The sequence below is a fragment of the Nocardioides sp. Z13_37 genome (genome assembly GCF_058355585.1).
In genome coordinates, this window is record NZ_JBZGDV010000001.1 from 488,216 (window position 1) to 513,055 (window position 24,840).

Annotated in this window: 25 protein-coding genes; 13 read left to right on the forward strand and 12 right to left on the reverse strand. The window is 69.2% G+C overall.

The genetic code is table 11. The features are described from left to right. Positions 1-63: 63 nt before the first annotated feature. The 5 genes from AC4H2S_RS02315 (at position 64) to AC4H2S_RS02335 (ending at position 3,746) form a co-directional block, all read left to right on the forward strand. Complete coding sequence (locus AC4H2S_RS02315) at positions 64-207, forward strand: hypothetical protein (protein WP_491495344.1); 144 nt, start codon at positions 64-66, stop codon at positions 205-207. Beyond that, on the forward strand, positions 207-488 hold the full coding sequence (locus AC4H2S_RS02320; protein ID WP_491495345.1) for a hypothetical protein: 282 nt from the start codon (positions 207-209) through the stop codon (positions 486-488). The genes AC4H2S_RS02315 and AC4H2S_RS02320 overlap by 1 nt, the downstream gene beginning before the upstream one ends. Before the next feature lie 342 nt (positions 489-830). Next, positions 831-962: a hypothetical protein gene (locus AC4H2S_RS02325; protein WP_491495346.1), complete on the forward strand. Its 132-nt coding sequence runs from the start codon at positions 831-833 to the stop codon at positions 960-962. 148 nt (positions 963-1,110) lie between these two features. Next, positions 1,111-1,650 carry a PadR family transcriptional regulator gene (locus AC4H2S_RS02330; protein ID WP_491495347.1) on the forward strand — a complete coding sequence of 180 codons (540 nt, stop codon included), beginning with the start codon at positions 1,111-1,113 and terminating at the stop codon, positions 1,648-1,650. Between the two features lie 11 nt (positions 1,651-1,661). Then, entirely contained in the window at positions 1,662-3,746 is a 2,085-nt protein-coding gene (locus tag AC4H2S_RS02335) for an NADPH-dependent 2,4-dienoyl-CoA reductase (RefSeq protein ID WP_491495348.1), read from the forward strand. Between the two features lie 56 nt (positions 3,747-3,802). Here AC4H2S_RS02335 and AC4H2S_RS02340 read toward each other — a convergent pair whose 3' ends face one another. After that, positions 3,803-4,225, reverse strand: coding sequence for a CBS domain-containing protein (locus tag AC4H2S_RS02340; RefSeq protein ID WP_491495349.1), 423 nt, complete (start codon positions 4,223-4,225; stop codon positions 3,803-3,805). Positions 4,226-4,438: 213 nt separating this feature from the next. On the opposite strand from AC4H2S_RS02340, the gene AC4H2S_RS02345 reads away from it, so the two are divergent. Then, a complete protein-coding gene (locus tag AC4H2S_RS02345; RefSeq protein ID WP_491495350.1) occupies positions 4,439-6,118 on the forward strand; it encodes a long-chain-fatty-acid--CoA ligase in 1,680 nt (559 codons plus the stop codon). Positions 6,119-6,251: 133 nt separating this feature from the next. Beyond that, on the forward strand, positions 6,252-6,743 hold the full coding sequence (locus AC4H2S_RS02350; protein ID WP_491495351.1) for a DUF1360 domain-containing protein: 492 nt from the start codon (positions 6,252-6,254) through the stop codon (positions 6,741-6,743). Positions 6,744-6,773: 30 nt separating this feature from the next. On the opposite strand, the gene AC4H2S_RS02355 is transcribed toward AC4H2S_RS02350, so the two are convergent. Both AC4H2S_RS02355 and AC4H2S_RS02360 read right to left on the reverse strand, forming a co-directional pair. After that, positions 6,774-7,373: a hypothetical protein gene (locus AC4H2S_RS02355; protein WP_491495352.1), complete on the reverse strand. Its 600-nt coding sequence runs from the start codon at positions 7,371-7,373 to the stop codon at positions 6,774-6,776. Between the two features lie 140 nt (positions 7,374-7,513). Continuing rightward, the gene (locus tag AC4H2S_RS02360) at positions 7,514-8,890 is read right to left on the reverse strand and encodes a short-chain fatty acid transporter (RefSeq protein ID WP_491495353.1); all 1,377 of its coding nucleotides are present in this window, start codon (positions 8,888-8,890) and stop codon (positions 7,514-7,516) included. A 116-nt stretch (positions 8,891-9,006) separates the two neighbouring features. On the opposite strand from AC4H2S_RS02360, the gene ddaH reads away from it, so the two are divergent. Next, positions 9,007-9,771 (forward strand): dimethylargininase, encoded by a 765-nt coding sequence (gene ddaH, locus AC4H2S_RS02365; protein WP_491495354.1) that lies wholly within the window; start codon positions 9,007-9,009, stop codon positions 9,769-9,771. A gap of 386 nt (positions 9,772-10,157) precedes the next feature. Here the strand turns inward: ddaH and AC4H2S_RS02370 are convergent, their stop codons facing one another. Next, a complete protein-coding gene (locus AC4H2S_RS02370; protein ID WP_491495355.1) occupies positions 10,158-11,414 on the reverse strand; it encodes an HNH endonuclease signature motif containing protein in 1,257 nt (418 codons plus the stop codon). Positions 11,415-11,748: 334 nt separating this feature from the next. Here AC4H2S_RS02370 and AC4H2S_RS02375 point away from each other — a divergent pair, with 334 nt between their 5' ends. Then, a complete protein-coding gene (locus tag AC4H2S_RS02375) occupies positions 11,749-13,146 on the forward strand; it encodes an AAA family ATPase (protein WP_491495356.1) in 1,398 nt (465 codons plus the stop codon). Beyond that, complete coding sequence (locus tag AC4H2S_RS02380) at positions 13,133-13,951, forward strand: hypothetical protein (protein ID WP_491495357.1); 819 nt, start codon at positions 13,133-13,135, stop codon at positions 13,949-13,951. Before AC4H2S_RS02375 ends, AC4H2S_RS02380 begins: the two co-directional genes overlap by 14 nt. A gap of 350 nt (positions 13,952-14,301) precedes the next feature. Here the strand turns inward: AC4H2S_RS02380 and AC4H2S_RS02385 are convergent, their stop codons facing one another. Next, entirely contained in the window at positions 14,302-14,838 is a 537-nt protein-coding gene (locus tag AC4H2S_RS02385; RefSeq protein ID WP_491495358.1) for a putative immunity protein, read from the reverse strand. A gap of 136 nt (positions 14,839-14,974) precedes the next feature. Next, on the reverse strand, positions 14,975-15,577 hold the full coding sequence (locus tag AC4H2S_RS02390) for a hypothetical protein (protein WP_491495359.1): 603 nt from the start codon (positions 15,575-15,577) through the stop codon (positions 14,975-14,977). Positions 15,578-15,898: 321 nt separating this feature from the next. On the opposite strand from AC4H2S_RS02390, the gene AC4H2S_RS02395 reads away from it, so the two are divergent. Next, complete coding sequence (locus AC4H2S_RS02395; protein ID WP_491495360.1) at positions 15,899-16,471, forward strand: hypothetical protein; 573 nt, start codon at positions 15,899-15,901, stop codon at positions 16,469-16,471. 164 nt (positions 16,472-16,635) lie between these two features. On the opposite strand, the gene AC4H2S_RS02400 is transcribed toward AC4H2S_RS02395, so the two are convergent. The 4 genes from AC4H2S_RS02400 to AC4H2S_RS02415 form a co-directional block, all read right to left on the reverse strand. Next, positions 16,636-16,851 carry a DUF6011 domain-containing protein gene (locus AC4H2S_RS02400; RefSeq protein ID WP_491495361.1) on the reverse strand — a complete coding sequence of 72 codons (216 nt, stop codon included), beginning with the start codon at positions 16,849-16,851 and terminating at the stop codon, positions 16,636-16,638. A 16-nt stretch (positions 16,852-16,867) separates the two neighbouring features. After that, positions 16,868-17,257, reverse strand: coding sequence for a hypothetical protein (locus AC4H2S_RS02405; protein ID WP_491495362.1), 390 nt, complete (start codon positions 17,255-17,257; stop codon positions 16,868-16,870). A 538-nt stretch (positions 17,258-17,795) separates the two neighbouring features. Then, positions 17,796-18,914, reverse strand: coding sequence for a homoserine O-acetyltransferase MetX (gene metX / locus AC4H2S_RS02410; protein ID WP_491495363.1), 1,119 nt, complete (start codon positions 18,912-18,914; stop codon positions 17,796-17,798). Continuing rightward, entirely contained in the window at positions 18,911-20,197 is a 1,287-nt protein-coding gene (locus AC4H2S_RS02415) for an O-acetylhomoserine aminocarboxypropyltransferase/cysteine synthase family protein (protein ID WP_491495364.1), read from the reverse strand. The genes metX and AC4H2S_RS02415 overlap by 4 nt, the downstream gene beginning before the upstream one ends. A gap of 184 nt (positions 20,198-20,381) precedes the next feature. Between AC4H2S_RS02415 and AC4H2S_RS02420 the strand changes: the two genes are divergently transcribed. After that, positions 20,382-21,791: an AI-2E family transporter gene (locus AC4H2S_RS02420; protein ID WP_491495365.1), complete on the forward strand. Its 1,410-nt coding sequence runs from the start codon at positions 20,382-20,384 to the stop codon at positions 21,789-21,791. A gap of 52 nt (positions 21,792-21,843) precedes the next feature. Here the strand turns inward: AC4H2S_RS02420 and AC4H2S_RS02425 are convergent, their stop codons facing one another. Together AC4H2S_RS02425 and AC4H2S_RS02430 are read right to left on the reverse strand one after the other, a co-directional pair. Then, on the reverse strand, positions 21,844-22,680 hold the full coding sequence (locus AC4H2S_RS02425; protein ID WP_491495366.1) for an MOSC domain-containing protein: 837 nt from the start codon (positions 22,678-22,680) through the stop codon (positions 21,844-21,846). A gap of 148 nt (positions 22,681-22,828) precedes the next feature. Continuing rightward, positions 22,829-24,235: a hypothetical protein gene (locus tag AC4H2S_RS02430; protein WP_491495367.1), complete on the reverse strand. Its 1,407-nt coding sequence runs from the start codon at positions 24,233-24,235 to the stop codon at positions 22,829-22,831. Positions 24,236-24,521: 286 nt separating this feature from the next. Here AC4H2S_RS02430 and AC4H2S_RS02435 point away from each other — a divergent pair, with 286 nt between their 5' ends. Then, positions 24,522-24,839, forward strand: coding sequence for a hypothetical protein (locus AC4H2S_RS02435; protein ID WP_491495368.1), 318 nt, complete (start codon positions 24,522-24,524; stop codon positions 24,837-24,839). Position 24,840 lies beyond the last annotated feature (1 nt).

Genomic DNA, 24,840 nt, shown 5'->3' on the forward strand with positions numbered 1-24,840 from the left:
TCGCCTTGATCGTGGAAGATCCGGGTCACCAGGTGACTCGGATCCTCCACGATCTCGCCGCGCTTGCACGACCATCTGCTCGACACCGTCACGCCCAGCACGGTGCGGACGCCCGCCGGGGCGATCCGCGAGATCTACGAGAGCGGCGGCGTGCGTATCGTCACCGAGGACAACAGCGTCATCACCGTGATCACGAGGGCCATCTGATGAGCAACGAGACCCTGCTGGCCGAGACCGCCGCGGTCGTGCATGCCTATGCGGCCAAGGAGGTCGACCTGGAGACGCTCCAGGCCAAGCTCCAGTCCCTCATGACCCTGCTCGAGCGCACCGACGACTCATCCGACGTGGCGAAGGTCGTGAGCAACGTCGAGGGCGACCTGGAGCTCATCACGTTCACGGTGTTCGGCGACGAGGTGCACCCTGCCGCGATGACGGCCCTGGAGCCGCTGCTGCCGCTCCTGCCCCAGTCCGGACGCCCCGTCGAGTGACCTGGTGACGTCCCGGGGTGCACCCTCACGACAGGCGGTGACCATGTCAGAACACAGATCCCACTGCCGCGCCTGTGGCTATCGGTGGCCGTCCCCTCCCTGGGGGGCAGACGGCAAGAGCCCGGAGTTCGACATCTGTCCGTGCTGCGAGGTCGAGGCCGGATACGAGGACGTCACCCCCGCAGGCGCCCGTGCCTACCGCGCTGAGTGGCTGGCCCGTGGCGCGCCATGGAGCGACCCCACCACCCCTGACGACGGCCTCACCACCGAGGAGCGCCTGACCCACGTGCCCCCGGGCTTCGAGTGAGCAGATGAGCAACGACGACCCGCGACGAGGAGTTCATGGGGCTGGTGCGCGGCGGCGTACGCGCCTATGAGGAGCACCTCGCCTCGCTCTCGGCCGAGGAGAAGGAGCGGCTCTACGCCGAGGCCCGCGAGCTCGCGGAGCAGGACGGCTCCGACGACGCGGGCTGACACCCGCTCCCCTCACGGGACATCGTGGAAGATCCGGGTCACCAGGTGACTCGGATCCTCCACGATCTCGCCCCACCCGGACGTCGACCCCCGGCACCCGCGCGCCGCGTGTTTGCAACTCGTTGCATAGGTGGGGCACGATGCGCGCATGGCCCTGGAGCACGCCCTCCTCGTCGCGCTGAGCGAGCGCCCGGCGAGCGGGCTCGAGCTGACCCGGCGGTTCGAGAAGTCGCTCGGCTTCTTCTGGCACGCCACCCACCAGCAGATCTACCGGGTGCTGGCGCGCATGGAGGCCGACGGCTGGGTCGACGTCGAGGTGGTCGAGCAGGACGGCCGCCCCGACAAGCGGGTGCACACCCCGTCGGCCGAGGGCCGGCGGGTGCTCGCGAAGTGGCTGGCCACGCCCATGCCGATGGAGACCTTCCGCAGCGAGCTCGCCGTCAAGCTGCGCGGCGCGTCGTACGGCGACCGCGCGGTGCTCGCCGCCAACCTCGCCGACGCCCGCGCCGACCACGCCACCAGGCTCGCGCACTACGAGGCGCTCGAGCGCGAGCAGTTCCCCGACCCGGCCGTCCTCGACGAGGCCGCGCTCGACCAGTGGCTGGTGCTGCGCGGCGGCATCCGGCTGGAGCAGTTCTGGATCGACTGGATCACCGACTACCTGCACGCCCACGACAGGACCCCATGAGAGGGACTGACATGACGCACCCCCGCTACCCCCACCTCCTCGAGCCGATCACCCTCGGCTCCGGGCCCGACGCGCTGACGCTGCGCAACCGCGTCGTCATGGGCTCGATGCACACCGGGCTGGAGGACCACCCGTGGGACATCGACAAGCTCGCGGCGTTCTTCGAGGAGCGGGCGCGCGGCGGCGTCGGCCTGATCATCACCGGCGGCTACGCCCCCACCAAGCGCGGCTGGCTCAAGCCGTTCGCCAGCGAGATGACGACCCGCCTCCACGCGATGCGGCACGAGCGGATCACCGGGACGGTCCACGAGGCCGGCGGCGCGATCGCGCTGCAGGTGCTCCACGCCGGACGCTACGGCTACCACCCGCTCTCGCAGAGCGCGTCGGACAAGAAGTCGCCGATCACGCCCTTCAAGCCCAGCGCCATGTCGAGCAAGGAGGTCGACCGCACCGCGACCGCCTTCGCGAAGAGCGTCGCGCTGGCCCGCAAGGCCGGCTACGACGCGGTCGAGATCATGGGCTCCGAGGGCTACCTGATCAACCAGTTCCTCGCCGCCCGCACCAACGACCGCGACGACGAGTGGGGTGGCTCGCCCGCGCGCCGCATGCACTTCGCGGTGGAGGTCGTACGCCGCGCCCGCGAGCTGGTCGGCGCCGACTTCCCGATCGTCTACCGGATCTCGCTGCTCGACCTCGTCGAGGGCGGCCAGACGTGGGAGGAGACCGCCGAGCTCGCCCTGCACCTGCAGGCCGCCGGCGTGACCGTCTTCAACACCGGCATCGGCTGGCACGAGGCGCGGGTGCCGACGATCATCACGCAGGTCCCGCGCGGCGCCTGGCGGTCGTACACGGCGCGGCTCAAGCAGGTCGTCGACGTGCCGGTGTGCGCCTCCAACCGGATCAACACCCCCGAGCTCGCCGAGGAGATCCTCGCGGCGGGCGAGGCCGACCTCGTCTCGATGGCACGACCGCTGCTGGCCGACCCGGCCTTCGTCGCCAAGGCGATGGACGAGCGCGCCGACGAGATCAACACCTGCATCGCCTGCAACCAGGCCTGCCTCGACCACGTCTTCGCCAACCAGCGCGCCTCCTGCCTGGTCAACCCGCGCGCCTGCCACGAGACCGAGCTGGTGCTGATGCCCACGCTGCGCACGCAGACGGTGGCCGTCGTCGGAGCCGGTCCCGCGGGCCTCGCCGCGGCGACCAGCGCGGCCGAGCGCGGCTTCGCGGTGACGCTCTTCGAGAAGTCGCCCGCGCTCGGCGGGCAGTTCCGCCTCGCGATGGCGGTGCCGGGCAAGGAGGACTTCGCCGACACCCTGCGCTACTTCACCCGCCGCCTCGAGGTCCTCGGGGTCGACGTACGCCTCTCGACCACCGCGACCGCCGCCGACCTCGCCGGCTTCGACCAGGTCGTCGTCGCGACGGGCGTCGAGCCGCGGATGCCGGACATCCCGGGCATCGACCACCCGTCGGTCGCGTCGTACGCCGACGTGCTGAGCGGCGCGGTCGTCCCCGGCCGCCGCGTGGCCGTGATCGGCGCCGGAGGCATCGGCGTCGACGTGAGCGTCTTCCTCACGCACGAGGAAGAGGACCTCGAGGACTGGATGGCCCACTGGGGCGTCGGCGACCCGGCGCTGCACGAGGGCGGGCTCACCGAGGCCAAGCCGCGCACCCCCGCCCGTGAGGTGACGCTGGTCCAGCGCAAGACCACGCCGATCGGCATCGGCCTGGGCAAGACGTCCGGCTGGGCGCACCGCGCGGTGCTCAAGCAGTCACGGGTCACCCAGGTCCGCGGGGCGACCTATGACCGGATCGACGACGAGGGCCTCCACGTCACCGTCGACGGCGCCGCCCGCGTGATCGAGGCGGACACCATCGTGGTGTGCGCCGGCCAGGACTCCGTGCGCGACCTCTACGACACCCTCGACCACGACGCCCACCGGGCCGGCGGAGCCGGGGCGCACCGGGCCGGCGGAGCGGGGGCGCAGCTGATCGGCGGAGCCACGGTGCACCTGATCGGCGGAGCCGATGTGGCCGCCGAGCTCGACGCCAAGCGGGCGATCAAGCAGGGCACCGAGGTCGTGGCGGCGCTGTGACCGCGGAGGGGTGACCCCCAGGGGTCACCCCACCAGCCGGCCGTCACGCCGGCGTCCTACCCGTGCGGGGCGGCGTCGACGAGCACGGCGAAGAGGTCGCGCATCGAGACGATGCCGGCGATCTCGTCGTCCGCGTCGAGGACCGGCAGGTGCCGGACGTCGGCCTCGACCATGCGTCGGGCGGTGGCCAGCACCTCGTCGTCCGGGCCGGCGGTGACGAGGTCGACGCTCATCACGTCGGCCGCTGTGACGTGCTCGGGGTTGGCGCCCTGCGCGAGGTGGTGCACGACGTCCCGCTCGGACACGAGGCCGGTGAGGCGCTCGTTCTGCACGACGGCGACGACGCCGATGCCGTCCGCGGCGAGCGCCTCGGCGACCTCGAGCAGGGACGTGGCGCCGCCCACCGTGGCCACCGGCCACACCATGACTCGGGCGATCGCGTCGGTGGGCTGCGTGCTGCGGGTGCTGCTGGCGTACATGGTGACCTCCTGGTCGGCGTCTGGTGCTGACTCCAGCCTGCGTGCTCACGGGCACCCGGGTCAGGGTCCTTGGTCCCCACCGGAGGGACCGAACTGCCTCCCGCCGCGGCGGGTGCGCCTCGAGGCGGTGCGCCCTGCCGGCCCCTCCTGTCGGACCGATATCTTGGAGGCAGTCGCGATCCCCGTCCCGCGACACCGAACGCGAGGAAAGCCGTGCCGTCCCGACGACCCCTGTGGGCAGACTCCTACGCACCTGGTGTGCCCCTGCACCTCGACTACGGCGACACCACGGTGCTCGACCTGTGGGAGAGCGCGGTGCGCGACCACGCGGACCGCCCGGCGCTCGACTTCCTGGGCCGGGTCACCACCTACGCCGAGGTCGACGAGGAGGTGCAGCGCGTCGCCGGCGGCCTGCACGCGCTCGGCGTACGCCCCGGCGACAACGTCGCCCTCGTCATGCCCAACTGCCCGCAGAACGTGATCGCGTTCTTCGCCGTGCTGCGGCTCGGCGCGGCCGTGGTGGAGCACAACCCGCTCTACACCGCCGCGGAGCTGCGGCGCCCGTTCGCCGACCACGGCGCCCGGGTCGCCATCGTGTGGGACAAGGCGGTGCCGGTCGTCGAGGGGCTCATCGGCGACTGCGCCCTCGAGCACGTGGTCGCCGTCGACATGACCACCCAGCTGCCGTGGAGCAAGCGGCTCGCGCTGCGCCTGCCGATCGCGAAGGCCCGGGCGACGCGCGCCGAGCTGACCTCGCCGGCCCCGCAGGCCATGCAGTGGTCGGAGCTGGCCTCCGCGGCACCGCTCGACGACTCCCATCCCCGTCCGGGCAAGGACGACGTCGCCCTGCTGCTCTACACCTCCGGCACGACCGGCGTGCCCAAGGGCGTGCCGCTGCTGCACCGCAACCTCGTCGCCAACGTCATGCAGGGCCGGGTCTGGGTCTCGGGTCTCCAGGAGGGCACCGAGTCGTTCCTGGTGGCGCTGCCGTTGTTCCACGCCTACGGCGTGACCGTCAGCGTGCTGCTCGGCGTGAGCCTGGCCGCCAAGCTGGTGCTCCTCCCCAAGCCCGAGATCGGGCTCATCATGGACGCCATCAAGCGCGACGTGCCGAGCTTCGTGCCCGCCGTGCCCCCGCTCTACCAGCGCATCGTCGACGAGGCGGAGCGCCGCAAGGTCTCCATCCGCGGCATCCGCTACGCCCTGTCCGGGGCCATGCCGCTGCCCGCCGCGCTCGTCGAGCGCTGGGAGGCCGCCACGGGCGGCCTGCTCGTCGAGGGCTACGGCCTGACCGAGACCTCGCCGGTGATCGTCGGCAACCCGATGACCGAGGCGCGCCGGCCCGGCGCGATCGGCGTGCCCTTCCCCGACGTCGAGATCCGCATCGCGGACCCAGACGACCTCGACCGCGACGTCCCCCTCGGCGAGCGCGGCGAGCTGCTGGTGCGCGGCCCGCAGGTCTTCTCCGGCTACCGCGGCCTGCCCGAGGAGACCGCTGCCGCCTTCCACGACGGCTGGTTCCGCACCGGTGACGTGGTGACCATGTCGCCCGACGGCTTCCTGACGGTCGTGGACCGGATCAAGGAGATCATCATCACCGGCGGCTTCAACGTCTATCCCTCCGAGGTGGAGGCCGTCCTCCGCACGCACGCCGGGGTCGTCGACGTGGCCGTCGTGGGCATGCCCCACGCCGACGGCGGCGAGGAGGTGGTCGCCGCGGTCGTGCTCGTGGAGGGGGTGCCGGTGCAGCCCGACGAGCTCCGCGCCCACACCCGCGAAGGGCTCACGCCCTACAAGGTGCCGCGCCGGGTCGTCTTCATGGACGACCTGCCGACCAACCCGATGGGCAAGGTGCTGCGTCGCGAGGTCGCGACCCGGCTCCACGGCTCCTGAGCCGCTGCCGCCGGGCCGATCACCGATCCCGGCTCGCAGGCCTGCATCCGGGCCTGCATCCGGGCCGGCCCTGTGACCTACGCCGCCGGGACGTCCCCTCATCGTAGGCCCGGACGAGGGGTACGGACCGCGCATGACCCAGCTCCTCGACGCCTCTCGCTACGACCCCGACGACGCGGTCGACCTCCATGGCTACGCCGGCAGCATGGCTGCCTACGCCGCGGGCGTGTCCGGACTGCTCCTCCTCGGCCGGGCCACGGGCCGCTCCCTCCCGGAGCACTACTCCGTCAGGGACCTCACCCTGGGCGGGATCGCGACGCACAAGCTGACCCGGCTGCTCAGCAGGTCGTCGGTCGCCAGCCCGCTGCGCGCGCCGTTCACCGAGTTCGAGGCGGCCGCGGGATCCGGCGAGCACGTGGAGTCGGCGCGCGGCCGGCACGGCGTACGCCACACCGTGGGCGAGCTGCTGACCTGTCCGTTCTGCCTGGGCGTCTGGGTCGGCACCGCCTACGTCGCCGGGATGGCGTTCGCGCCCCGGCCGACCCGCGCCGCCGCGGCCGTGCTCACGGTCGTCGGCGCGTCGGACGCCCTGCAGCACGGCTACGCCCGCCTGCGCGGCGACTGACGCGCTCGCGGTCGCGCCCCGTCCGTCGGGTCAGGACGCGAACTCGTAGGTCGTCTCGGCCTCGGGGTCGATGCCGGTGATCAGGCTGTCGTAGAAGACCTGGGCCTGGGCCTCGAGGGCGGAGCGCTGCTTCTCGAGGTAGTCGTCGCGGGCGTCGTCGTCGAGGACGTCGTTGACCATCTCGACCCTGTCGATGTCGGGGGTGGTCCAGCTCAGGATGCCGTTGTCCTCCACGGCGAGCTCGAACGTGGGGTCGTCGTAGCCGATGAAGCTGAAGTCCGGCACGGACACGGTGTAGGCGCTCGGGCCCGTCCGGCGGACCTCGACGCCGGCGCCGTCGACGCCGAGCTTGGCGTCGAAGCGGTACTGGATGAACACCGTCTCCCCCGACCCGGGCAGGGTCTGGCCGAAGACCTCGCGGGTGCGCCGCTCGGAGGTGATGCCCTGGATGCTCAGGCTCAGCAGCGAGACCTCCTGCGTGCGCTCCACCGCCTCGATCACCTGCGAGTCGCTGCTCTCGGAGTCGATCCCCAGCGGGGACAGCACTCCTTGCCAGGCGGCGACCGCGACCGCCCCCACGACGAGGACGAGCACTCCCGCGACGAGCAGGAGGGTCTTGAGCACCTTCACGTCAGTCCCACTTCCCGAGCCGATCGACCACGCGGCGCGCAGCTCGCAGCCGCGACCGACACCCCCGTGCACCGGTCGCCCGGTACCCCGACGCACGCATGCTACGCCGGGCGTACGACGCTCACCCGGACGTCGCCGTGCTACCCGGCGCCGACCAGCAGCATCGTCACGCCGAACACCAGCCCCGAGGCGATCAGCGTGACGAACGTGTAGCCGAGGATGTCGCGGAGCTTCAGCCCGGAGATCGCCAGCACCGGCAGCGCCCAGAACGGCTGGATCATGTTGGTCCACTGGTCGCCGTAGGCGATCGCCATGATCGTCACCGACGGGTCGACGCCCAGCCGCGCCCCGGCGTCGAGCATCACCGGCCCCTGCACGGCGAACTGGCCGCCGCCGGACGGCACGAAGAAGTTGACCACGCCGGCCGACAGGAAGGCCAGCAGGCCGAACGTCGAGGGTCCGGCGGTCTCGACGATGAAGTCGGAGAACACCGTGATCAGCCCCGAGGTGGCCATGATCCCCATGATCCCGGCGTAGAGCGGGAACTGCAGCAGGATCTCCCCGACGTTGGAGGCGGCGTTCTTGACCAGCGCGACCAGCTCGAACGGACTGCGCACCAGCAGGAAGATCAGCGCCAGGAAGGTCCAGTTGACGATGTCGAGCGTCGCCGAGCCGCCGTCGGCGTAGTGGATCACCAGGTAGGCGACCAGGGCCAGCCCGACCAGCAGCGTCAGGACGCGGCTGGCGTCCACGCGGTCGGCCGGGGTGACGACCTCGTCGTCGACCTCGACCTCGTCGCCGAAGTCGGCGTCGGCGCTCATCTCGATGACCGGGTCGCCGCCACGCGGCGCCACCAGCGCCAGGCCGATCCCCACCGCCACGATCGTCGCGACGATCGCGATGAGGTTCCACGACGCGAAGGTGGTCTCGCTGATCGGGATGGTCTCGCCCAGCTGCTCGGCGATGAACGACCCCTCCGTCGCGGCGGTGAGGGTGCCGGAGCCGGAGTAGCCCATGTGCCAGATGACGTAGCCGGAGTAGCCCGCCGCCACCAGGAGCGGGAAGTGCAGCGCCAGCCCCTTCTCCTTGCCCTGGCGGGCGACCTCCACGGCGAGCAGCACGCCGACGACCAGGCCGAGGCCCCAGGTGATCAGCGACGCCACGGCGGCGACGGCGAAGACGAACAGGTAGCCCTGCAGCGCGGTCCTCGGCAGCCCGCCCAGCGACGCGAGCAGCCGCCGTACGGGACCCGTGTTGGCCAGCGTGTGCCCGAGCAGCAGGATCAGCGCCATCTGCGTCATGAACGCGAGCAGGCCGGACAGCCCGTCGCCCCAGCTCCGGGTGATGTCGACGGGACCGCTGTCGGTCAGCAGCAGCGCGAGGAGCGCCACGACGAAGGTCAGGATGATCGCGAAGACCAGCGCGCTGGGGATGAAGCGTTCGACGACCGAGTTGACCGGGCGCATCATCCCGGCGAGTCCCCCTGATCGTCCCTTCGGGCTGGCGGTGGTCGTCACGTTCTCTCCTCGGTCCGGGGCACGGTCGGGGGTCACCATTCGATGCCTCGCCCCGGATGTCAAGGCCCACGCGAGCCCGTCGCCCACGGTGCTCCGGGCTTTGCGAGGATCGGCGGGTGAACCGTCGCGCACTCGTCCGCCGTCCCAGCCCGCGCATGGCCGAGGGCCTGCTGACCCACCTCGACCGGGTCCCGGTCGACCCCGAGCTCGCCTCTCGCCAGTGGGACGCCTACGTCGCCGCGCTGCAGGCCGAGGGCTGGGAGACGATCGAGGTCCCGCCCGCGCCCGAGCTCCCCGACTCGGCCTTCGTCGAGGACACGGTGGTGATGTACGGCGACCTGGCCGTCATCACGCGGCCCGGCGCCGAGGCCCGGCGCGGCGAGGTCGCGGGCACCGAGCAGGTCCTGCGCGACCTCGGCCACCGCATCGCCCGCATCGAGGCGCCCGGCACCCTCGACGGCGGCGACGTCCTCAAGCACGACGGCACGGTCTGGGTCGGCCTCGGCGGCCGCACCAACCGGGCCGGCATCGACCAGCTCGCCGCCCACCTCGCCCCGCTGGGCGCGTCGGTGGTGACCGTCCCGATGACGAAGGCGCTGCACCTCAAGTCGGCGGTCACCGCCCTGCCCGACGGCACGGTCGTGGGCTGGGAGCCCGTCGTCGACGACCCGGGCGTCTGGTCGTCGTTCCTCGCCGTCCCGGAGGAGCCCGGCGCGCACGTCGTGCTGCTCGACGGGTCGACGGTGCTCATGTCGGCGAGCGCCCCGCGCACCCGGGCGCTCTACGAGCAGCGCGGGCTGCGCGTCGTCGCCGTCGACATCAGCGAGCACGAGAAGCTCGAGGCGTGCGTGACCTGCCTGTCGGTCCGCCTGCGCGGCTGAGGCCGGCGCGCGTTCGGTCGGCGCGCGTTCGGTGGCCGGCACCGGCGGGCCGGGCCGTCGACCCGGCCCGCCGGGAACCCCTGCCGATGTGGTCGGACCACTGTTCACGGATCACGGTCGCCGCGCGGGTCGAGCCTACGGAGCCCGTCCGCCCCAGGGGTGAGGCGAGACCTCGAGGCTAGCCCGCGGTGCGGATGACGTGCACGGGACTTCTGGTGCCGCTGCGCCGGGTGCCGCGACTTCTGGGGCCGCTGCGTTCTGGGGCCGCTGCGTTCTGGTGCCGCTGCGCCGGGTGGCGCTGCGTTCTGGTGCCGCTGCTTCTGGCGCCGCTGCTCAGGCGCGGCTGCTCTGGCGCCGCTGCTGGGTGTGCACCGGGCGTGTGCCCCTCACGTGCGCCTGGTGAAGCGCACCTTCCCGTGCTTGTCGAGGGCGTGCTGGAACGCGGGGTCGTGGATGCGGCGGTGGTGGGCCGGGCACAGCAGCCGGCCCTTCTCGACGCTCGTCCCGCCACCGCGGCCCCACGACACCTCGTCATGGTGGGCCTCGGTCATGCCAGGTGGGGCGTCGCAGCCGACGGCGGTGCAGCCGCCGTCCCTCGTGGCCATGGCGATGCGCTGGGCCTCGGTATGGAACCGGCTCCGGCGCCCCACGTCGAGCGGCACGCTGGGCCCGCCCAGCACGACCGGGATGATCCCCGCCCGGCACGCGAGCCGCCGCGCCTCCCCGGCGCTGATCCGGCCCCCGGTGTCGAGCGACGCGGCCCTGAGGCCCCCCATCAGGGTTTCGAGCTCCATGGTGACCACGATCGTGGCGGCGACTCCGCCGGCCTTGGGCGCCGACTCGGGCGGACGGGTCTCGACGTAGTCGAGGAACGCCAGGCCCATCCGGTGCCGGGTCAGGCCGGGCGTACGCGGGTCCGGCTCACCGCGGTCACCCGTCCTGATCGTGCGGGCGACGCGTGCCTTCAGGTCCTTGAGCAGCATCGCGCCGTGCAGCGCCGGGACGGTGAACCTGCCGTGGCACCTGCCGTGTCCGTCGTGGACCATCGTGAACGACGCGGCGGCCAGGGCGTCGGCCTCCTCCGCCTCCAGACGGCGGGCCTCCTCCACGTCCGCAGCCTCGGGGTCGACCACCTCGAGCACCCGACGGCCCAGGATCCGCAGCGCCTTGGCGTCGTGCTCGCCGGCCCTCTCCAGCAGGAACCGTGTCGCCGCCTCCGGCACTCCCGCCTCGACGTCGTCAGGGAGTGCCTCGACCGCCTCGACGATGACCCGTGCCTGGTCGGTCCGCACGTCGCCGGCGACCAGCGATCGGGCGACCTCCTCGTGGTCCTCCAGCGACTTCGCCAGCCGGGCGATGCGGTGCGCCTCGGCCCTGGTCGTGCGGGTCTCGTGGGACCACCAGTTGGTCGTCGACGTCGCTCCGGTGTCGAGCCCGGCGCCCACCGCCTCGGCCTGCCGCAGCACCCGCATCAGCAGCGCGTCGAGCTGGCCCCGCACCCGCGTGAGCGCAACCAACGCGTCGCCCGCGTCGTGGGTCGACATCGTCCACAGCGGCCGCTCCGCCAGGGCCTCCAGATCGGCCGCCAGCCACTTCGCGAACGCCACGACATCGTGGTCGTCGAAGTGTGCGATCGCCGTCATGGAGACACTCTTCCAGAGCCCACCGACACTGGGTCCGGGTCGAGGACGGCTGTACACCGGGCTTGGCGGGGCCCGGAGGCCCGCGGAGATGTGCGTCTATTCGCCCACTATGACGCACCTGATTAACGACCTCATGGCACTGACCTCCTGAGGCGGTGCCTCGACGACTGCGCTCATCACCCCCCAGACCCCAATCGTCTGCTTCGTTCACATGTCGGGCCCGAATCCGACTCGGTCGTTAGCCTTACTCCACACAGTGGCCCCCGTGGGCCGCTTGCCTTGAGTTCCCAATTGCCCGTGAGGGGTCGAGATGCCACGTCTTCAGCTAGTGTCCGTGCGGGGCCTCTTCGGCTACGTCGACCACACGGTCGAACTGAGTGTCCACTCACCAACTGTCATCACTGGACCGAACGGCACCGGCAAGACACATGTCCTCCGATTGATCGACGCCACTCTTAACGGAGATGTCCTCCACCTTCTGCGGGTCTCATTCCGCGAGGTCGAACTCGTCTTCGACGACCGTGTCATTAGGGTCCAGCGCAGCCTCCTGGACTCAGGAGTGCAACAGGCAACCGTCGGCGGCCACATCGCGCCCGCGGAGCAGGCAGCGTTGAAGCTCGAGGTCCTCAAGGACGGCCACCCGGAAGTAAGTGTTGAGACAAACTCCGCCGAGTGCGAGCGAGCGAGGGGCGAAACCCGAGAGACCCCAACGTGGATCGTCCAGTCTGTGAGCGGACGCTACATCGATACAAGAACGGGCAGAGAAGTCCCGAGTAGGGTCGCTGAGAGAAACTTCTCGCTGAACGCTCATAACGGGGCGCTTCGCGAGTCCGCTCGCGGGAGGGAGTTCCTCGACCTGCTTGACGAGACGCGGTCGGTCTTCATTGACACAAAGCGCCTCGACTCGGAGGTTCGCGGAGCGGGCAGGCCAAGCGGGACTCGGATGGGTGATCGTGCGGCATCGGAGAGCGAAGCACGAATCATGGGTTACATCCGACGGATCCGTAACGAGATTGCTGCCGCGCGCAATGACTCCTTGGATCGTTCGCAGTTCGCGGACTTGCGGTTTGCTGACCGAGCATTGCAAGCGGCTCGCTCAACCATCCGAGTTGACGACCTGAAAGCGCAGTACATCCATGTCATTGACCTTTACGAAGAGATGGCCCGAAACGGGTTAGCCCCAGATGAGACTCCTGCTCCTCTTCCAATCAAGCCCAACCCGACCGAGAAGCGCATCTTGGCGCTCCTCCTTGACGCTTGGAGCGACCGGCTTGAGCCGTTAGCGCCGATCAACAAGAAGCTGACTGACCTGCGCTCGATCTTGGACTCCAAGCTCGCTGGATCGGGCAAGCGGACGAGCGTGCGGCGCGGTGGAACGTTGGGAATTGAGTCGGTCGCGGGCCACAGAGTGCCTGTGGCTCAACTCTCCTCCGGTGAACAACACCTGGTCGCAATCTTCAGCCAGTTGCTTTTCGCAACACACACGGGCTCACTCATAATGATAGATGAGCCCGAGATTTCGATGCACATGAGTTGGCAGCATGCGTTCCTCGAGGACGTCGAGCGGGTTGCATCTGTTTCGGATCTTCAGGTCATCCTTGCCACGCACTCCACGGGGATTATCAACGGTCGCTGGGACCTCACCCGCGAATTGTCACTGCCCCCACTGCAAGAGGCGGGCATTTCTGACGGTATGGAGCACGACGAGAGCGATCTCGATGACGAAGCCTGATGGCTCGCTTGCGCAATACGACTCGCCCGCCGACCGCACCCGTCTGCATCTACAAGGTTCCCCTGATCGGGTGCTTTTGGTCGAAGGAGTAGCCGACGCGACGGTGTTGCGCGAGGTCCTTCCGAACTACGCGATAGTCATCGCGGGAAAGCGCGCGAATGTGCTTCGAGCTGCCGCGGAACTTCTCGACGCTGGCCAAAAGAGATTCGTCGCGGTAATCGATCGCGACTTCGATCCTGTGCCGGAGGGCGGCGACTGGAATAAAGTCCTCTTTCCGTACGAGGGGCGAGACCTTGAATGCATGTTGATTGAGTTGGGCGGCCTGGCTCGACTAATCAGCTTCAAGGGTGCTGACGCTAAGGTTGCGAAATCGGGAGGAATCGACGAGGTTGTAAATCGATGCATTCTGGCAATTGAACCTGTTACGCGATTGCGGTCCCATGCGCGGATGCATGGATGGCCCCTGGCCTTCGACCAGGTTGCGATTGAAGGCAAGGTGCAGGCGGAGGACCTGCTTCTCAAACAAATGCCATACTGCATGGCGCTCGTCGCGGCTTCTGACACGACGTTGACAGTGCGAGAGGTTGAGCAGGCTGCGTCGAACGCATCGGTCGATCCTGGGCCGCCGAGGGGCAAGGACGTTGTGGCGGTGGCAGCGGTCGCCTTGAGGAAGACAGCGGGAGACCTACCGAAGGCCGCGTGCGACCCCGCAATCCTTTGCTCCGACCTTCACGGCTATTCGCTGCTCCTCCTACGGGAGAGCGCCTGGTTGCGCCAACTACTTGACCGGCTCAGCGCCGCGTAGCCAATCTGCCGACAACCGGTTGGTCAACATCACGACCTCCAGAGGATCGGGGCTGATCCAACCCGACGGCCACGCGATCGGACGCAGCCGGTGGCTGCCTTGAAGCCGTCCGTCCGTCCGTATCGACCTGAATGGGCGACGTCCAGCGTGTTCGGCCGCGGCCTCGACGTCCGGATGGGGTGCGTCCAGACTTCGCCGGCGCGGCTGGCATGACCTATGCGGCCGCGGGAAGTGGTACGACAGCCTGACCATGTCAGCGCCGCTGGCGCTGCTGGCTACCGCCGGGGAGCCGACGGTACCGACCTTCTCCATTCCACCGCCTGTCGGCGTCTCGAGTCGTACCGCCGAGATCATCGCGCTCGTAGTGAGTTGTCCAACGCCTTCATGAGGATGCTGACCCGGCTCGGTCCGACCGCCGCCGGCGGATAGCGCCGCAGCACCTCGACCACCAACGGTGTCGCCCGATCGGTTGCATGGCCTACGTGTTGCAGGCCGACGCCGGGGTCGCCAGTCAGAAGCTCCAGCGCACAGGCGGCGTGAGCATCCGCGCGCAAGATGTGGCCTACCTGGTCAGCCTTGGCGAACGGATGCAGATAGGCGGAACCCGCCGCGTCGCCCGCCGCGTGCGCCGCGTGTTTGGCCGCGACTGCGGCAACGTCTTTCGCTGCTCGGTGGGCGTCGAAGGCCGTTGATCGCTGCAGCTTGGACCGCCTTGCGCCGTTGGCGAACTCCCAGGCAGCGTCAATAGCAGCTCGCGGGCGGCGGTCGGTTGGCGCTGCTTCCTCAAAGATGCCCACAACCTGCTGAGCGCCTGAGGCAGCGAATCCCGCAACCGCGCGCAAGTCACTCATGGTCAACTCGAAGTAGTCGCCCTGATCAACCGCCACGAGGAGCAGCGTACTTACGCAGTCGTCCTTTCTGCGAGGTCTCGACGGACTGTGAAGACTGCGTCTATCCGCCGCGAGTACGCCGATCAGGTCCGGGGTTGGGAGTTGCAAGCCTCCTGCTGTTCCACGCGGACCGTCAGGTCTTTGTGAAGCCTAGGAACCGTATGAACAAGGCAATCAGGTCCCTTCCGGTGGCAACCAACGTCGTGGCGAGCGCCGATGCGATCAACCATCCCAAGAACGTAGAGACGAAGTCGTTACCGGGCTTGAGGTAGACCACGGACAACGTCATTCCTGCGACAGACGCGGCCAAGAAGGTCATCCACTCGACTGGAATGCGACGTCGAACGGCCGACACCGAAGCGAGGCAAACGAGCGCGGTGACGGCGGCCAACTCGTAGTTGTGAAAGTAGCCCCAAGGTCCAGTTAGCCGACGTTCGTCCATCAGCGGCAGTACAGCAATGCTCCCCGCTGCGGCCCCTAAAAGCAGCGCTAGGAGAGCCAGCTTGAGCAGTTCGGCGTCGGCGGTCTTGATTGGCAGGTCGACGCGGGAACTGCGCTCCGCCGCAACTAGCAGAACGAGGGCCACCGCCGCCAAGAGGATCAAGATCGGAGGCGAGACGCTGATCTCGTCCGAGAGCCAGTTCACGACTAACCCACTCACCACAACCGCTGCCACCGAGATCCAGACCGGACGGCCGTCCTGCTGGTCGCGCTCATCGGCGGTCTGGGAAGGCACGCTGGGAGGATATCTGTCACGACAGGCGCGTCAGGGAAGCGGCTGGAACATGTCTCTTGCCAGCGCGTCACTGCGCCTCCCGCTCGACACCCTGGATCGGGCCCAGCCACACACCGATCCTGTCGGCAATCGTCTAGCAGCCGCCTGTCGGCGCGCGCCTTATCCAGCAAGCGAGGTAGGGCTTAGGCCTGACCCCGTGGTCTCGATCAGCTACACCCGCGTACGTGCCCCGAGCCTCACAGTGACACCCAATTCCGGACCGCGACGCGGACATGTGGAACCGAGGGCGTCCTCTTCGGCTCCAACGCTACCCTGCCGAACGTGACCGACGCCGTTGCCCTTGTCTCCGTCGCCTCGTCCGGCTTGGTCGCAATCGGCGGCCTGTGGGTGTCCTACCGCAGTGGGCGCGACCAAAGGAAGCACGAGGCGCTGCTCGCGTATGAAGAGCGGGCGTGGGAGAGGAAGTCCGAGGGCCTGTTCTCAGCGATCGCGATCGCCCGTTCCTTCATCGACACGCTGCGTAGTCCGAACGAGTTGGTCAGGGAGTCCATCGGGCTTCAATATGCGAGGCTGCAACAACGCTTGGATGAACTCGTACCCGTAATCGAGGCCTACGCCTCTGCGGACTGTCGCCGTGCGTTCGACGACCTGCGGGCGGTCCTTCTGACGGGCAGTATTGATTTGCTCGTGGAGATGCGGGTGGAGAAGGCTCGGCATGACAAGGAACAGGCGATCGATGCGATGGACTTTACGGCGGCAGCTGCTGCGCGCGATCGAGAGCGAGAGGCCATCCGGACTGCTACCGAAGGACTCGGGGTTGACCTCGACGAGATTGTCGACCGGGCCGAGCGCCTGATCGACGCAGCGCGTGCCAGCGTGCGCGGAGAGGCGTGACCAGCAGGAATCGACCCCGGTCAGCTCACCGCACCAACACGCCATCGCCGGGTTTGCGCCTTTCCAGCGGATGAGCCGCGGCGAGTGCCCCATTCCGCCGCTTGCCTGCCCGCTCCTACAGCAGGTTCCGTCGGCCGGCTCGAGCCGTGCCATAACCGACGGGTTCAGTCGTCGAGCGGGACCAGCGGAAGTCCGTCTGGCATTTCCCAGTGGTTCGAAACGGCAGCGAGCCAGGCAGAAGGAGGCTTGACGTTGAGCCGTACGTCACGTGTGCGGTTCTCGGCGACCCAGAGCTGCTCGACGGAGTAGGACTTCCGGCACTCGGGCCCGATCCCAAGACGTGCGCTGGCGGGGTCTCTGAGTGGCTGGCCGCACTTCACGCAATGGTTGAGAATCTCAATGTGACGACGCTCCCGCGTTTTTCCCTGCAGCGTGCGCTTGAAGGACAGCAGGTTGTGCCGGCGCCGGGTCTCGGCGAGGGAACACTCTGACCGATACGCGAATTCGGTTTGGATCAGCCTGAAGCGCGGTCAGCAAGACATCCGCGACGATCCGCCCACATTCAATTGCGGTGCGTTTGGCGCGCCACACCAGCAGGCACGGCACTGTGGCAGGATCTCCATGCGCACTGAAGGGGAGCGTCCACGGCGGAAGTAGCACTGAGTCGGCGGGCACCTTGGCGCGCGACAGTTCGGCCAGCATCAGGTCGCCTCGAACCATGACCGAGATCCACGGGATCGCGTTCAGCCTGTCACCGACGTACTCGAGTCGCATGTCGAAGAGCACGCGCTTCGAACCGTCACCAGTTCTGTACTCGACTCCAACCGCATCCACTTCGACGCGTTCTAGAAGCTCTGCCGTGTCTATCGCGAGTGTCTCAGCAGTCGACAGCCGGGTTGGTGGCGCCTCTGGCGAGACGATGCGATGTGGCAACGCATCCGGACCATCCTTGTACCGATCCCAGTTGATGGGCGTGCCCCGATACGCGGACGCGGGGCCGCGCGCTGGGCGGCGACCCGGCGGCTGTTCGCGCCGTCCTCGATCTCCGGGATGTGTCACCGCCCGAACCTAACTGCATTGAGACAGGCAAGTAGGCGGTTCCTCGAACCCGCCTACCGGCGGGGCCTAGCTCCATGCACGTCAATCCGCCGCAAGTGACCGCCACGGCGTCGGTCCTACTCCCGGAACCACCGGCGTGCTTGAGCCGACGAAAGCGGGCGGGAAGGACCGCTAGGAGCCGCAGACCGTACGACGAGCCTCAGTGACCCGAACAGTCGCCGGAGCCGGCCGGCCCGGGCGACGCCGACCGCGTCCGGGGGCGGGCTCAGGCGCGGTCGACGAGGAAGGCCGCGATCCGCTCGTGGTAGCCGGGGGGCTCCAGCAGGAACGAGTCGTGCCCGTGGGGCGAGGAGAGCTCGGCGCAGTCCACCGACACCCCGAGGGCGGTGAGGTGCTCGGCGATCCGCTGCGACTGGGACGTGTCGAAGCGCCAGTCGGAGTCGAACGAGGTGATCTGGAACCGGGTGCCGGTGCGTCGTAGCGCTGAGGCCGTGGCGTCCTCGGCGAACGGGTCGAAGTAGTCGAGGAGCCGGGTGAGGTAGAGGTAGGACAGCGCGTCGAAGCGGTCGAGGAAGACCTCGCCCTGGTGCTGGAGGTAGTGCTCGACGGCGAAGTCCGGGCCCATCCGCCACGCGTCGCCCGTGCTGTCGCGGCGGTGGCCGAACTTGTCGGCCAGCGACTGCGGCGACACGTAGGTGATGTGCGCCAGCATCCGGGCGACCTTCTGCCCACGCCACGGGAAGACGCCCTTCTCCATGTAGCGGCCGTGGCAGAAGTCGGGGTCGGACATGATCGCCTCCCGGCCGACCGCCGAGAACGCGATGTTCTCGGCGCTGAGCCGTGAGGAGGCGCCGACCAGCACGGCCCGCTCGATCTGCCCCGGGTCGTCGATCACCCACTGCAGCACCTGCATGCCACCCAGCGAGCCGCCGACCGTGGCGTACAGGCGCTGGATGCCCAGGTGCGCCACCAGCCGCCGGTGGACGGCGACGAGGTCGGTCATGTGCAGCATCGGGAAGTCCAGGCCGTACGGCACGCCGGTGGCCGGGTTCGTCGACAACGGACCGGTCGTGCCGGAGCAGCCGCCGAGCAGGTTGGCGGAGATCACGAAGAAGCGGTCGGTGTCGACGGCCTTGCCGGGGCCGATCAGGTTGTCCCACCACCCGGGCTTCCGCGCGCCCTCGTGCATCCCGGCCGCGTGCGCATCGCCGGTGAGCGCGTGACAGATGACGACCGCGTTGTCCCGTCCCGGCGACAGCTCGCCGTAGGTCTCGTAGGCCACCTCGACGTGGTCGAGGCGGCCGCCGCCCCGCAGCCGCAGCGGGTCGTCCTCGGTGAAGAGGACGGCCCGCCGCGTCTCGACGAGACCCAGTCCGTGGCTCACGCGCTGGCGGCGAGTGCCTGCGCGAGGTCGGCGATGATGTCCTCGACGTTCTCGATGCCCACGGAGAGCCGGACCATGTCCTCGGGCACCCCCGCCGCCTCCAGCTCCTCGGGCGTGAGCTGGCTGTGGGTCGTGGTCGCGTTGTGGATCGCCAGCGACTTGGCGTCGCCGATGTTGGCCAGGTGGCTGAACAGCTCGAGCGACTCGATGAACCGCCGGCCACCGGCACGACCGGACTTCAGCCCGAAGCTGAGGATGCCGCCGTACCCGTGGCCGGTCCCGATCCGGTCGTGGACCTCCTTGTACTTGCTGTCGGGGAGACCGGGGTAGCTCACCCACGACACGGCTTCGTGCTCGCTGAGGTACTCCGCGACCCGCAGCGCGTTCTCGCTGTGCCGCTCCATGCGCAGGTGCAGCGTCTCCAAGCCCTGCAGGAACAGCCAGGAGTTCATCGGCGTGATGGCGCCGCCGGTGTTGCGGAGCAGGACGGTGCGCGCCCGGATGATGTACGCCGCCGGGCCGGCCGCCTCGGTCCACACCGCACCGTGGTAGGCCGGGTCGGGCCGGGTGAGCCCCGGGAAGCGGTCGGAGTGCGCGGCCCAGTCGAACCTGCCCGAGTCGACGATGACGCCGCCGATGGAGGTGCCGTGCCCGCCGATGAACTTGGTCGCGGCGTGCACCACGACGTCGGCGCCGTGCTCGAAGGGCCGCACCAGGTACGGCGTCGGCGCGGTGTTGTCGATGATCAGGGGCAGTCCCTGTGCGTGGGCGGCCTCTGCCCAGGCCTCGATGTCGACCACGTTGATCTTGGGATTGCCGACGGTCTCACCGAACACGAGCCGGGTCTTGTCGTCGACGAGCGCGGCGAGGTCCTCCGGTCGCTCGGGGTCCACGAAGCGGACCTCGATGCCGAACTGCGGCAGCGTGTGCGCGAACAGCGCGTACGTGCCGCCGTACAGCGTGGAGAGCGCCACGATGTTGTCCCCGGCGTAGGTCAGGTTCAGCACTGCGTAGGTTGTGGCCGTCGAGCCGCTCGCGACTGCCAGGGAGCCCACTCCGCCCTCGAGCTGGGTCATCCGCTGCTCGAACACGTCCTGCGTGGGGTTCATGATCCGGGTGTAGATGTTGCCCGGCTCGGCCAGCGAGAACAGGCTCGCCGCGTGCTCGGTGTCGTTGAAGACGTAGGACGTGGTCTGGTAGATCGGCACGGCACGGGCGTTGGTCGCCGGGTCGGCCTGCTCCTGACCGGCGTGGACCGCGAGGGTCTCGGGGCGATGGGTCACGGGTGCTCCTTCAAGGTGCGGCGTGGAGGGGAACGGAAGTGGTAAGGCGTCGCCGAGCGGGGCGTTCTCGGAGGCCGACGACGAGGAGCCCGAGGCCCCGACGCCCGGGAGGTGCAAGCGCTCGAGGTCGAGCGCTCGAAGACGGGGATGTCGAGCGGTGCCGGCCGCTCAGGACATTCGACAGATGGCCCCGCGCACGTGGCACAGGTCAACCATCCGGCGCATCGTCAGCGCGGTCGCGAACATGCTCAGGAACGTAACGTTCGCGGACCCCCCGTTTCCCGCATCCCGCTGGGTGAGACGCTGCCGCCCCGGTGGGGAACCGAGCTCGGCACCCGCACAGGCGTGCCGCTCGTGCGCCGTCCAGATGGATACTCATGGCGTGAAGCTCTTCACCAGGAAGCTCTCGTCCGGGCGCGGCTCGCAGGCTCCGCCTCCCCCCGACCCACAGACTGCTCCGCCAACCCCACCCGTCGCGGTGCCGTCGTACCCGCCGTCGCGGGAGGAGACCATCGGTGCGGGTGTGGCCTGGACCGCACGCTGGAGCCTGCGGCTGGCTGCCATCGTCCTCGGCGCGGTTCTCCTGGGATACGTCATCAGATATGCCTGGGTCATCCTCTTCCCGGTGCTGATGGCACTGGTCCTGTGCACCGTCCTGTCGCCCGTCGCCAGGTTCCTGCGGACCAAGGCGCACCTGCCGAACGCCCTGGCGGCCGCCGCGACGTTGCTCGGCGCAGTGGCGATCGTCGTCGCGGTGGGCTTCACCATCGCGCCGTCCGTGGCGGCACAGAGTGGGGACATCGTCGACAGCGCCAGTGACGGACTCGAACGCGTGCAGGACTGGGTCCAGGAATCGGACTTCGTGTCGAAGGAGCAGATCGACGCCGCCCTGCAAGCACTCCAGGAACGGCTCGCGGGCTCCGCCAGCAGCATCGCCTCCGGAGTCCTCACCGGCGTCTCAGCAGTCACGAACGGCGTCATCAACCTCGTGCTCGTTCTCATCCTCAGCTTCTTGTTCCTCAAGGACGGGAGGCGCTTCCTGCCCTGGGTCGGTCGCCTGGCGGGGCACACCGCGGGACACCACCTGCAGTCCGTCGGGCAACGGGCCTGGGACACCCTGGGCGGGTTCATCCGCACCCAGGCGCTGGTCTCGTTGATCGACGCCGTGCTGATCGGCGGCGGGCTGCTCCTCATCGGCGTGCCGCTGGCGGTGCCACTCGCCATCATCACGTTCTTCGCCGGATTCATCCCGATCGTGGGCGCGTTCGCGTCCGGCCTCCTCGCCGTGCTCATCGCGCTCGTCTCCAACGGCACGACCGGCGCTCTCCTCGTCCTGGCGCTGGTCGTCGCCGTGCAACAGCTCGAGGGCAACGTGCTCTCGCCGTTCCTCCAGTCGAAGTCGATGGACCTGCACGCGGCCGTGGTGCTGCTCGCGGTCACCCTCGGCGGCACCCTGTTCGGCGTCACCGGCGCGTTCTTCGCAGTCCCGGTGACAGCAGTGCTGGCTGTTGTCGTGCGCTACCTCGACGACGTCGTCACCCAACGCTCCCGAGAACGACCCCCGCCTGCCGTCGCACCGCCTCCCGCCCCCTAGGAAGGGTCAACGGCGCAGGCGAGGCATCGGTCCGCCCTGCCCGCGTACGGCCTCAGCGGACCTCGACGGGATCGCCGACGCTGATCTGACCGGTGGTGTCCGGGATCAGGTTGACCGCGAACAGGGTCTTGCGACCGACCCGCCGGTGCTTGGCCAGGGTGCGGATCGGCTCCTTGCCCGTCTGCAGCGAGTCGGGATCGAGCGTCGTCATCACGCACCGGGCATTGAGCTTGGCGGCCCGGAACCGCACGTCGCCGATGACCACCGAGCTCCAGTGGTCCTCGGCGAAGGGCTGGTCGCCGTCCACCACGATGTTGGGCCGGAAGCGCTCCATCGGAAGCGGCGGGGGCGGGTCCTCGCCGCGCTGGACCGCACCCTCGGCGATCCAGTCGTTGAGCTGGCGCAGGGAGGCGAGCGACGCGATGGTGACCGGATAGCCGTCGGCGAACGCCGTGAAGTCCTCGGGTCGGGAGTGCTCGGGGTCCAGGCTGCGCCGGGTCGGCTCGTCGCACCAGAGCAGGCGGACGTCCTCGCGGCCCAGCACCGCCCGGAGCCACGCGTCAGCCTCTCGGCCGGCGGGAACGCCCTCGAGCTGCTGGCCGAACAGCCGGGTGCGCACTCGCTCCCCGCTCGGCCGGTCCAGGAGCAGGTCCGGCATCTCGTCGGCGCGCAGCCGCAGCCCTCGCTGCAGCGCGGGATCGGTGGCCGGCGTGTCGGCAACGATCCTGAACAGGGAGTGCGCCTCGCGGGCGGTGACCATCGTCCCGTCGCCGTCGACCACCATCCACGTCCGGTCGCTCTCGAGGCCGCCGAGCAGGACCAGGGCGCTGTCCACCGGCCGGATCGCCGTGCTCTTGACGGGGTGGATGGCGAGGCCGCTCACGAGCATGGCGTCAGCGTAGGCGAGAGCGGAGTCGCGAGCCGTGGTGCGACGCTCCCCGCAGATCCGTGGGCGGCGGCCGATGCGTCACTTCACCGCGTTCCGGCTCTAGGCTGCCATTCCTCACAGGACAAACGATGTCGAGCCGAAGTGACGGTCAGGACGTCCCGGGGGCAGGGTCGGCATCCGCAGGTTCCCCAGCACTCCTGGCGTCGGCGACCTCGACTCCGTCCTGGGAGGAGTAGTCGGTCGACGCCAGCGCTGCAGGGACGCTGTCGTCGAGCTCAGGCGGAGTCACCGTGGCGGGACGAAGCTTGGGCGGCGCTGCGGACCAGGCCCGCAAGGTGCCGAGGACTTCGGCGTAGAAGTCGTCCACTGCAGTGAGGACGGAGTCGATGAAGGATCCGCGACCACGGCCTCGCTTGGTCCCGAGCGTGCCGGTGCTCGCGAGGCGGAACGACCGCAACTCCTTCGTCGGGTCCAGCACCAAACTGGCGGGGTTCTCGCGCACGACCGACAGCAGCTCGGCTGCATGCGAGCCGCGTGCGTGCGCGACGAAGGCTTCCACCCTGGTGCTGTCCGGTGCGTTCTTCAGCTGCCGGACCAGCCAGTTCACCCGCGTCGTAGCCCGCCCCTCTCGCGGCGCATCGACATCGACGTGGCACGAGATCTTTCCCGCCCGGAGATCCGCCGTGACGACGAGGTGCCCCACGGTGTCGGGGATGCGGATGGCGCCGGACAGTTCGCCGGTCGCACACAACGACTGAGCCAGGGCCTGCGCGCGCACCACGGGGTCAGCCGCTTCCTTGCGGGACAGCACGGGCACGACCTCCGTGCCAAGCTGGCGGCCCAGCTGCAGGCTCGCGAACCTGAGGAGCGCATCGAAGCGCGCGACGACCTCTCCGATGCCCTTGTCGGTCGTTCGCAAGGTTCCAGCCGCAACCTGATCCCTCACGCCGACCCAGGACTCCCCCATGTCATCGAACTCGAGCGCCCCCGACTTGCGGTGCTCGAGGTAGCGGATGAGCTCGCCGAGGATCCAGGCCTGCTCGGGATCAGCAACGCCCCGGAACTCTTTCTGCATCACAGCTTCGGCGAGCACTTGCGACCACGACACGTGGTGCAGCCCCACCTTCTTGAGCTTTCGCTTGTCCACCTTCGTCGGGTGCTGCCCGGCGACGGCGGGGATCTCGTTCGAGATGGTGATGACGGCGTCGAATCCGTTCTCGCGAGCGATATCGAGGTAGTTCTCAAGCTGCTCGACAGCGAGCCGGTTTGGACCGGTCTTGACTTCGACCAGGGCCGTCCAGGACTTCGAGCCGCGGGAGACGCGGATGAGTCCGTCCGGGTAGAGCCGTTGCTCTCCGAGCATGAATGGCACTTCGATGAAGCACTCAAGCGTGCCGGCTGGGGCACCGAATGGGCGGACGAAGCCTCTACCGAACTCCTTGACCGCTGACAGGACCGCGAGCAGAGCCGACGTCGCACGTCTCTCCTGCTCCTCCGCCCCGTTGATGCCCGAGGTCGGAATCAGTCGTGCCTCGTGCCATGACTCCTCAGCCATGATGTTCCCCCGTCGAATCGTCGATCCCATTCACCGCAGGGTCGGTGCAGACCCGCGCGATGGTGACGTTAACCAACAGCGGCCGGATTCGCCGGGCATTCATGTCTCGTGGCGAGCGAACAGGGGGTGTTTCGGCGCGTGAACAGCCGCCAGTCGTCGGATCCCGACTCAGGAAGAACTCGTGGCCGCAGCCGATGGAGGGGGCGTACCGCTGCCCCCGCAGCTCGGCACCTCCGCCGGTGCCTAGGCTGGGACGGCCATCCCCGAGCACGAACCGAGGTCCGCTGTGCCCGCCACCCGATCTGCCCGTCAGAGGAAGGCCAGCGCCGAGGCGGGACCGCTGGCCGTGGTCCGCATCGACGAGAGCCCAGACGGCTCGTACGCCTACACGATCTCGTGCACGCAGTGCGAGGTCCCGCGACCCGGGACCGGCACCCGTGCCTGGAGCACGCGCCGGCCGGGCGAGGACAACGGCTACATGGCCGCGATGGATCGATGGATCCTGCACCTCACGTCGAAGCACCCCGACGCCGAGGCGCCGTGCCTGGCCTACCTGCCCGAGGCCCGCGCGCGTCTGCAGGAGCGACGCGACGCCAGAGGCTGAC

What these genes read in the sequence shown, in the direction of transcription:
- AC4H2S_RS02320 (WP_491495345.1), top strand. Translation starts at nt 207, where the DNA reads ATGAGCAACGAGACCCTGCTGGCCGAGACCGCCGCGGTCGTGCATGCC.
- AC4H2S_RS02325 (WP_491495346.1), top strand. Translation starts at nt 831, where the DNA reads ATGGGGCTGGTGCGCGGCGGCGTACGCGCCTATGAGGAGCACCTCGCC.
- AC4H2S_RS02330 (WP_491495347.1), top strand. Translation starts at nt 1,111, where the DNA reads ATGGCCCTGGAGCACGCCCTCCTCGTCGCGCTGAGCGAGCGCCCGGCG.
- AC4H2S_RS02335 (WP_491495348.1), top strand. Translation starts at nt 1,662, where the DNA reads ATGACGCACCCCCGCTACCCCCACCTCCTCGAGCCGATCACCCTCGGC.
- AC4H2S_RS02340 (WP_491495349.1), bottom strand. Translation starts at nt 4,225, where the DNA reads ATGTACGCCAGCAGCACCCGCAGCACGCAGCCCACCGACGCGATCGCC.
- AC4H2S_RS02350 (WP_491495351.1), top strand. Translation starts at nt 6,252, where the DNA reads ATGACCCAGCTCCTCGACGCCTCTCGCTACGACCCCGACGACGCGGTC.
- AC4H2S_RS02370 (WP_491495355.1), bottom strand. Translation starts at nt 11,414, where the DNA reads ATGACGGCGATCGCACACTTCGACGACCACGATGTCGTGGCGTTCGCG.
- AC4H2S_RS02380 (WP_491495357.1), top strand. Translation starts at nt 13,133, where the DNA reads ATGACGAAGCCTGATGGCTCGCTTGCGCAATACGACTCGCCCGCCGAC.
- AC4H2S_RS02420 (WP_491495365.1), top strand. Translation starts at nt 20,382, where the DNA reads ATGGCCCCGCGCACGTGGCACAGGTCAACCATCCGGCGCATCGTCAGC.
- AC4H2S_RS02425 (WP_491495366.1), bottom strand. Translation starts at nt 22,680, where the DNA reads ATGCTCGTGAGCGGCCTCGCCATCCACCCCGTCAAGAGCACGGCGATC.
- AC4H2S_RS02430 (WP_491495367.1), bottom strand. Translation starts at nt 24,235, where the DNA reads ATGGCTGAGGAGTCATGGCACGAGGCACGACTGATTCCGACCTCGGGC.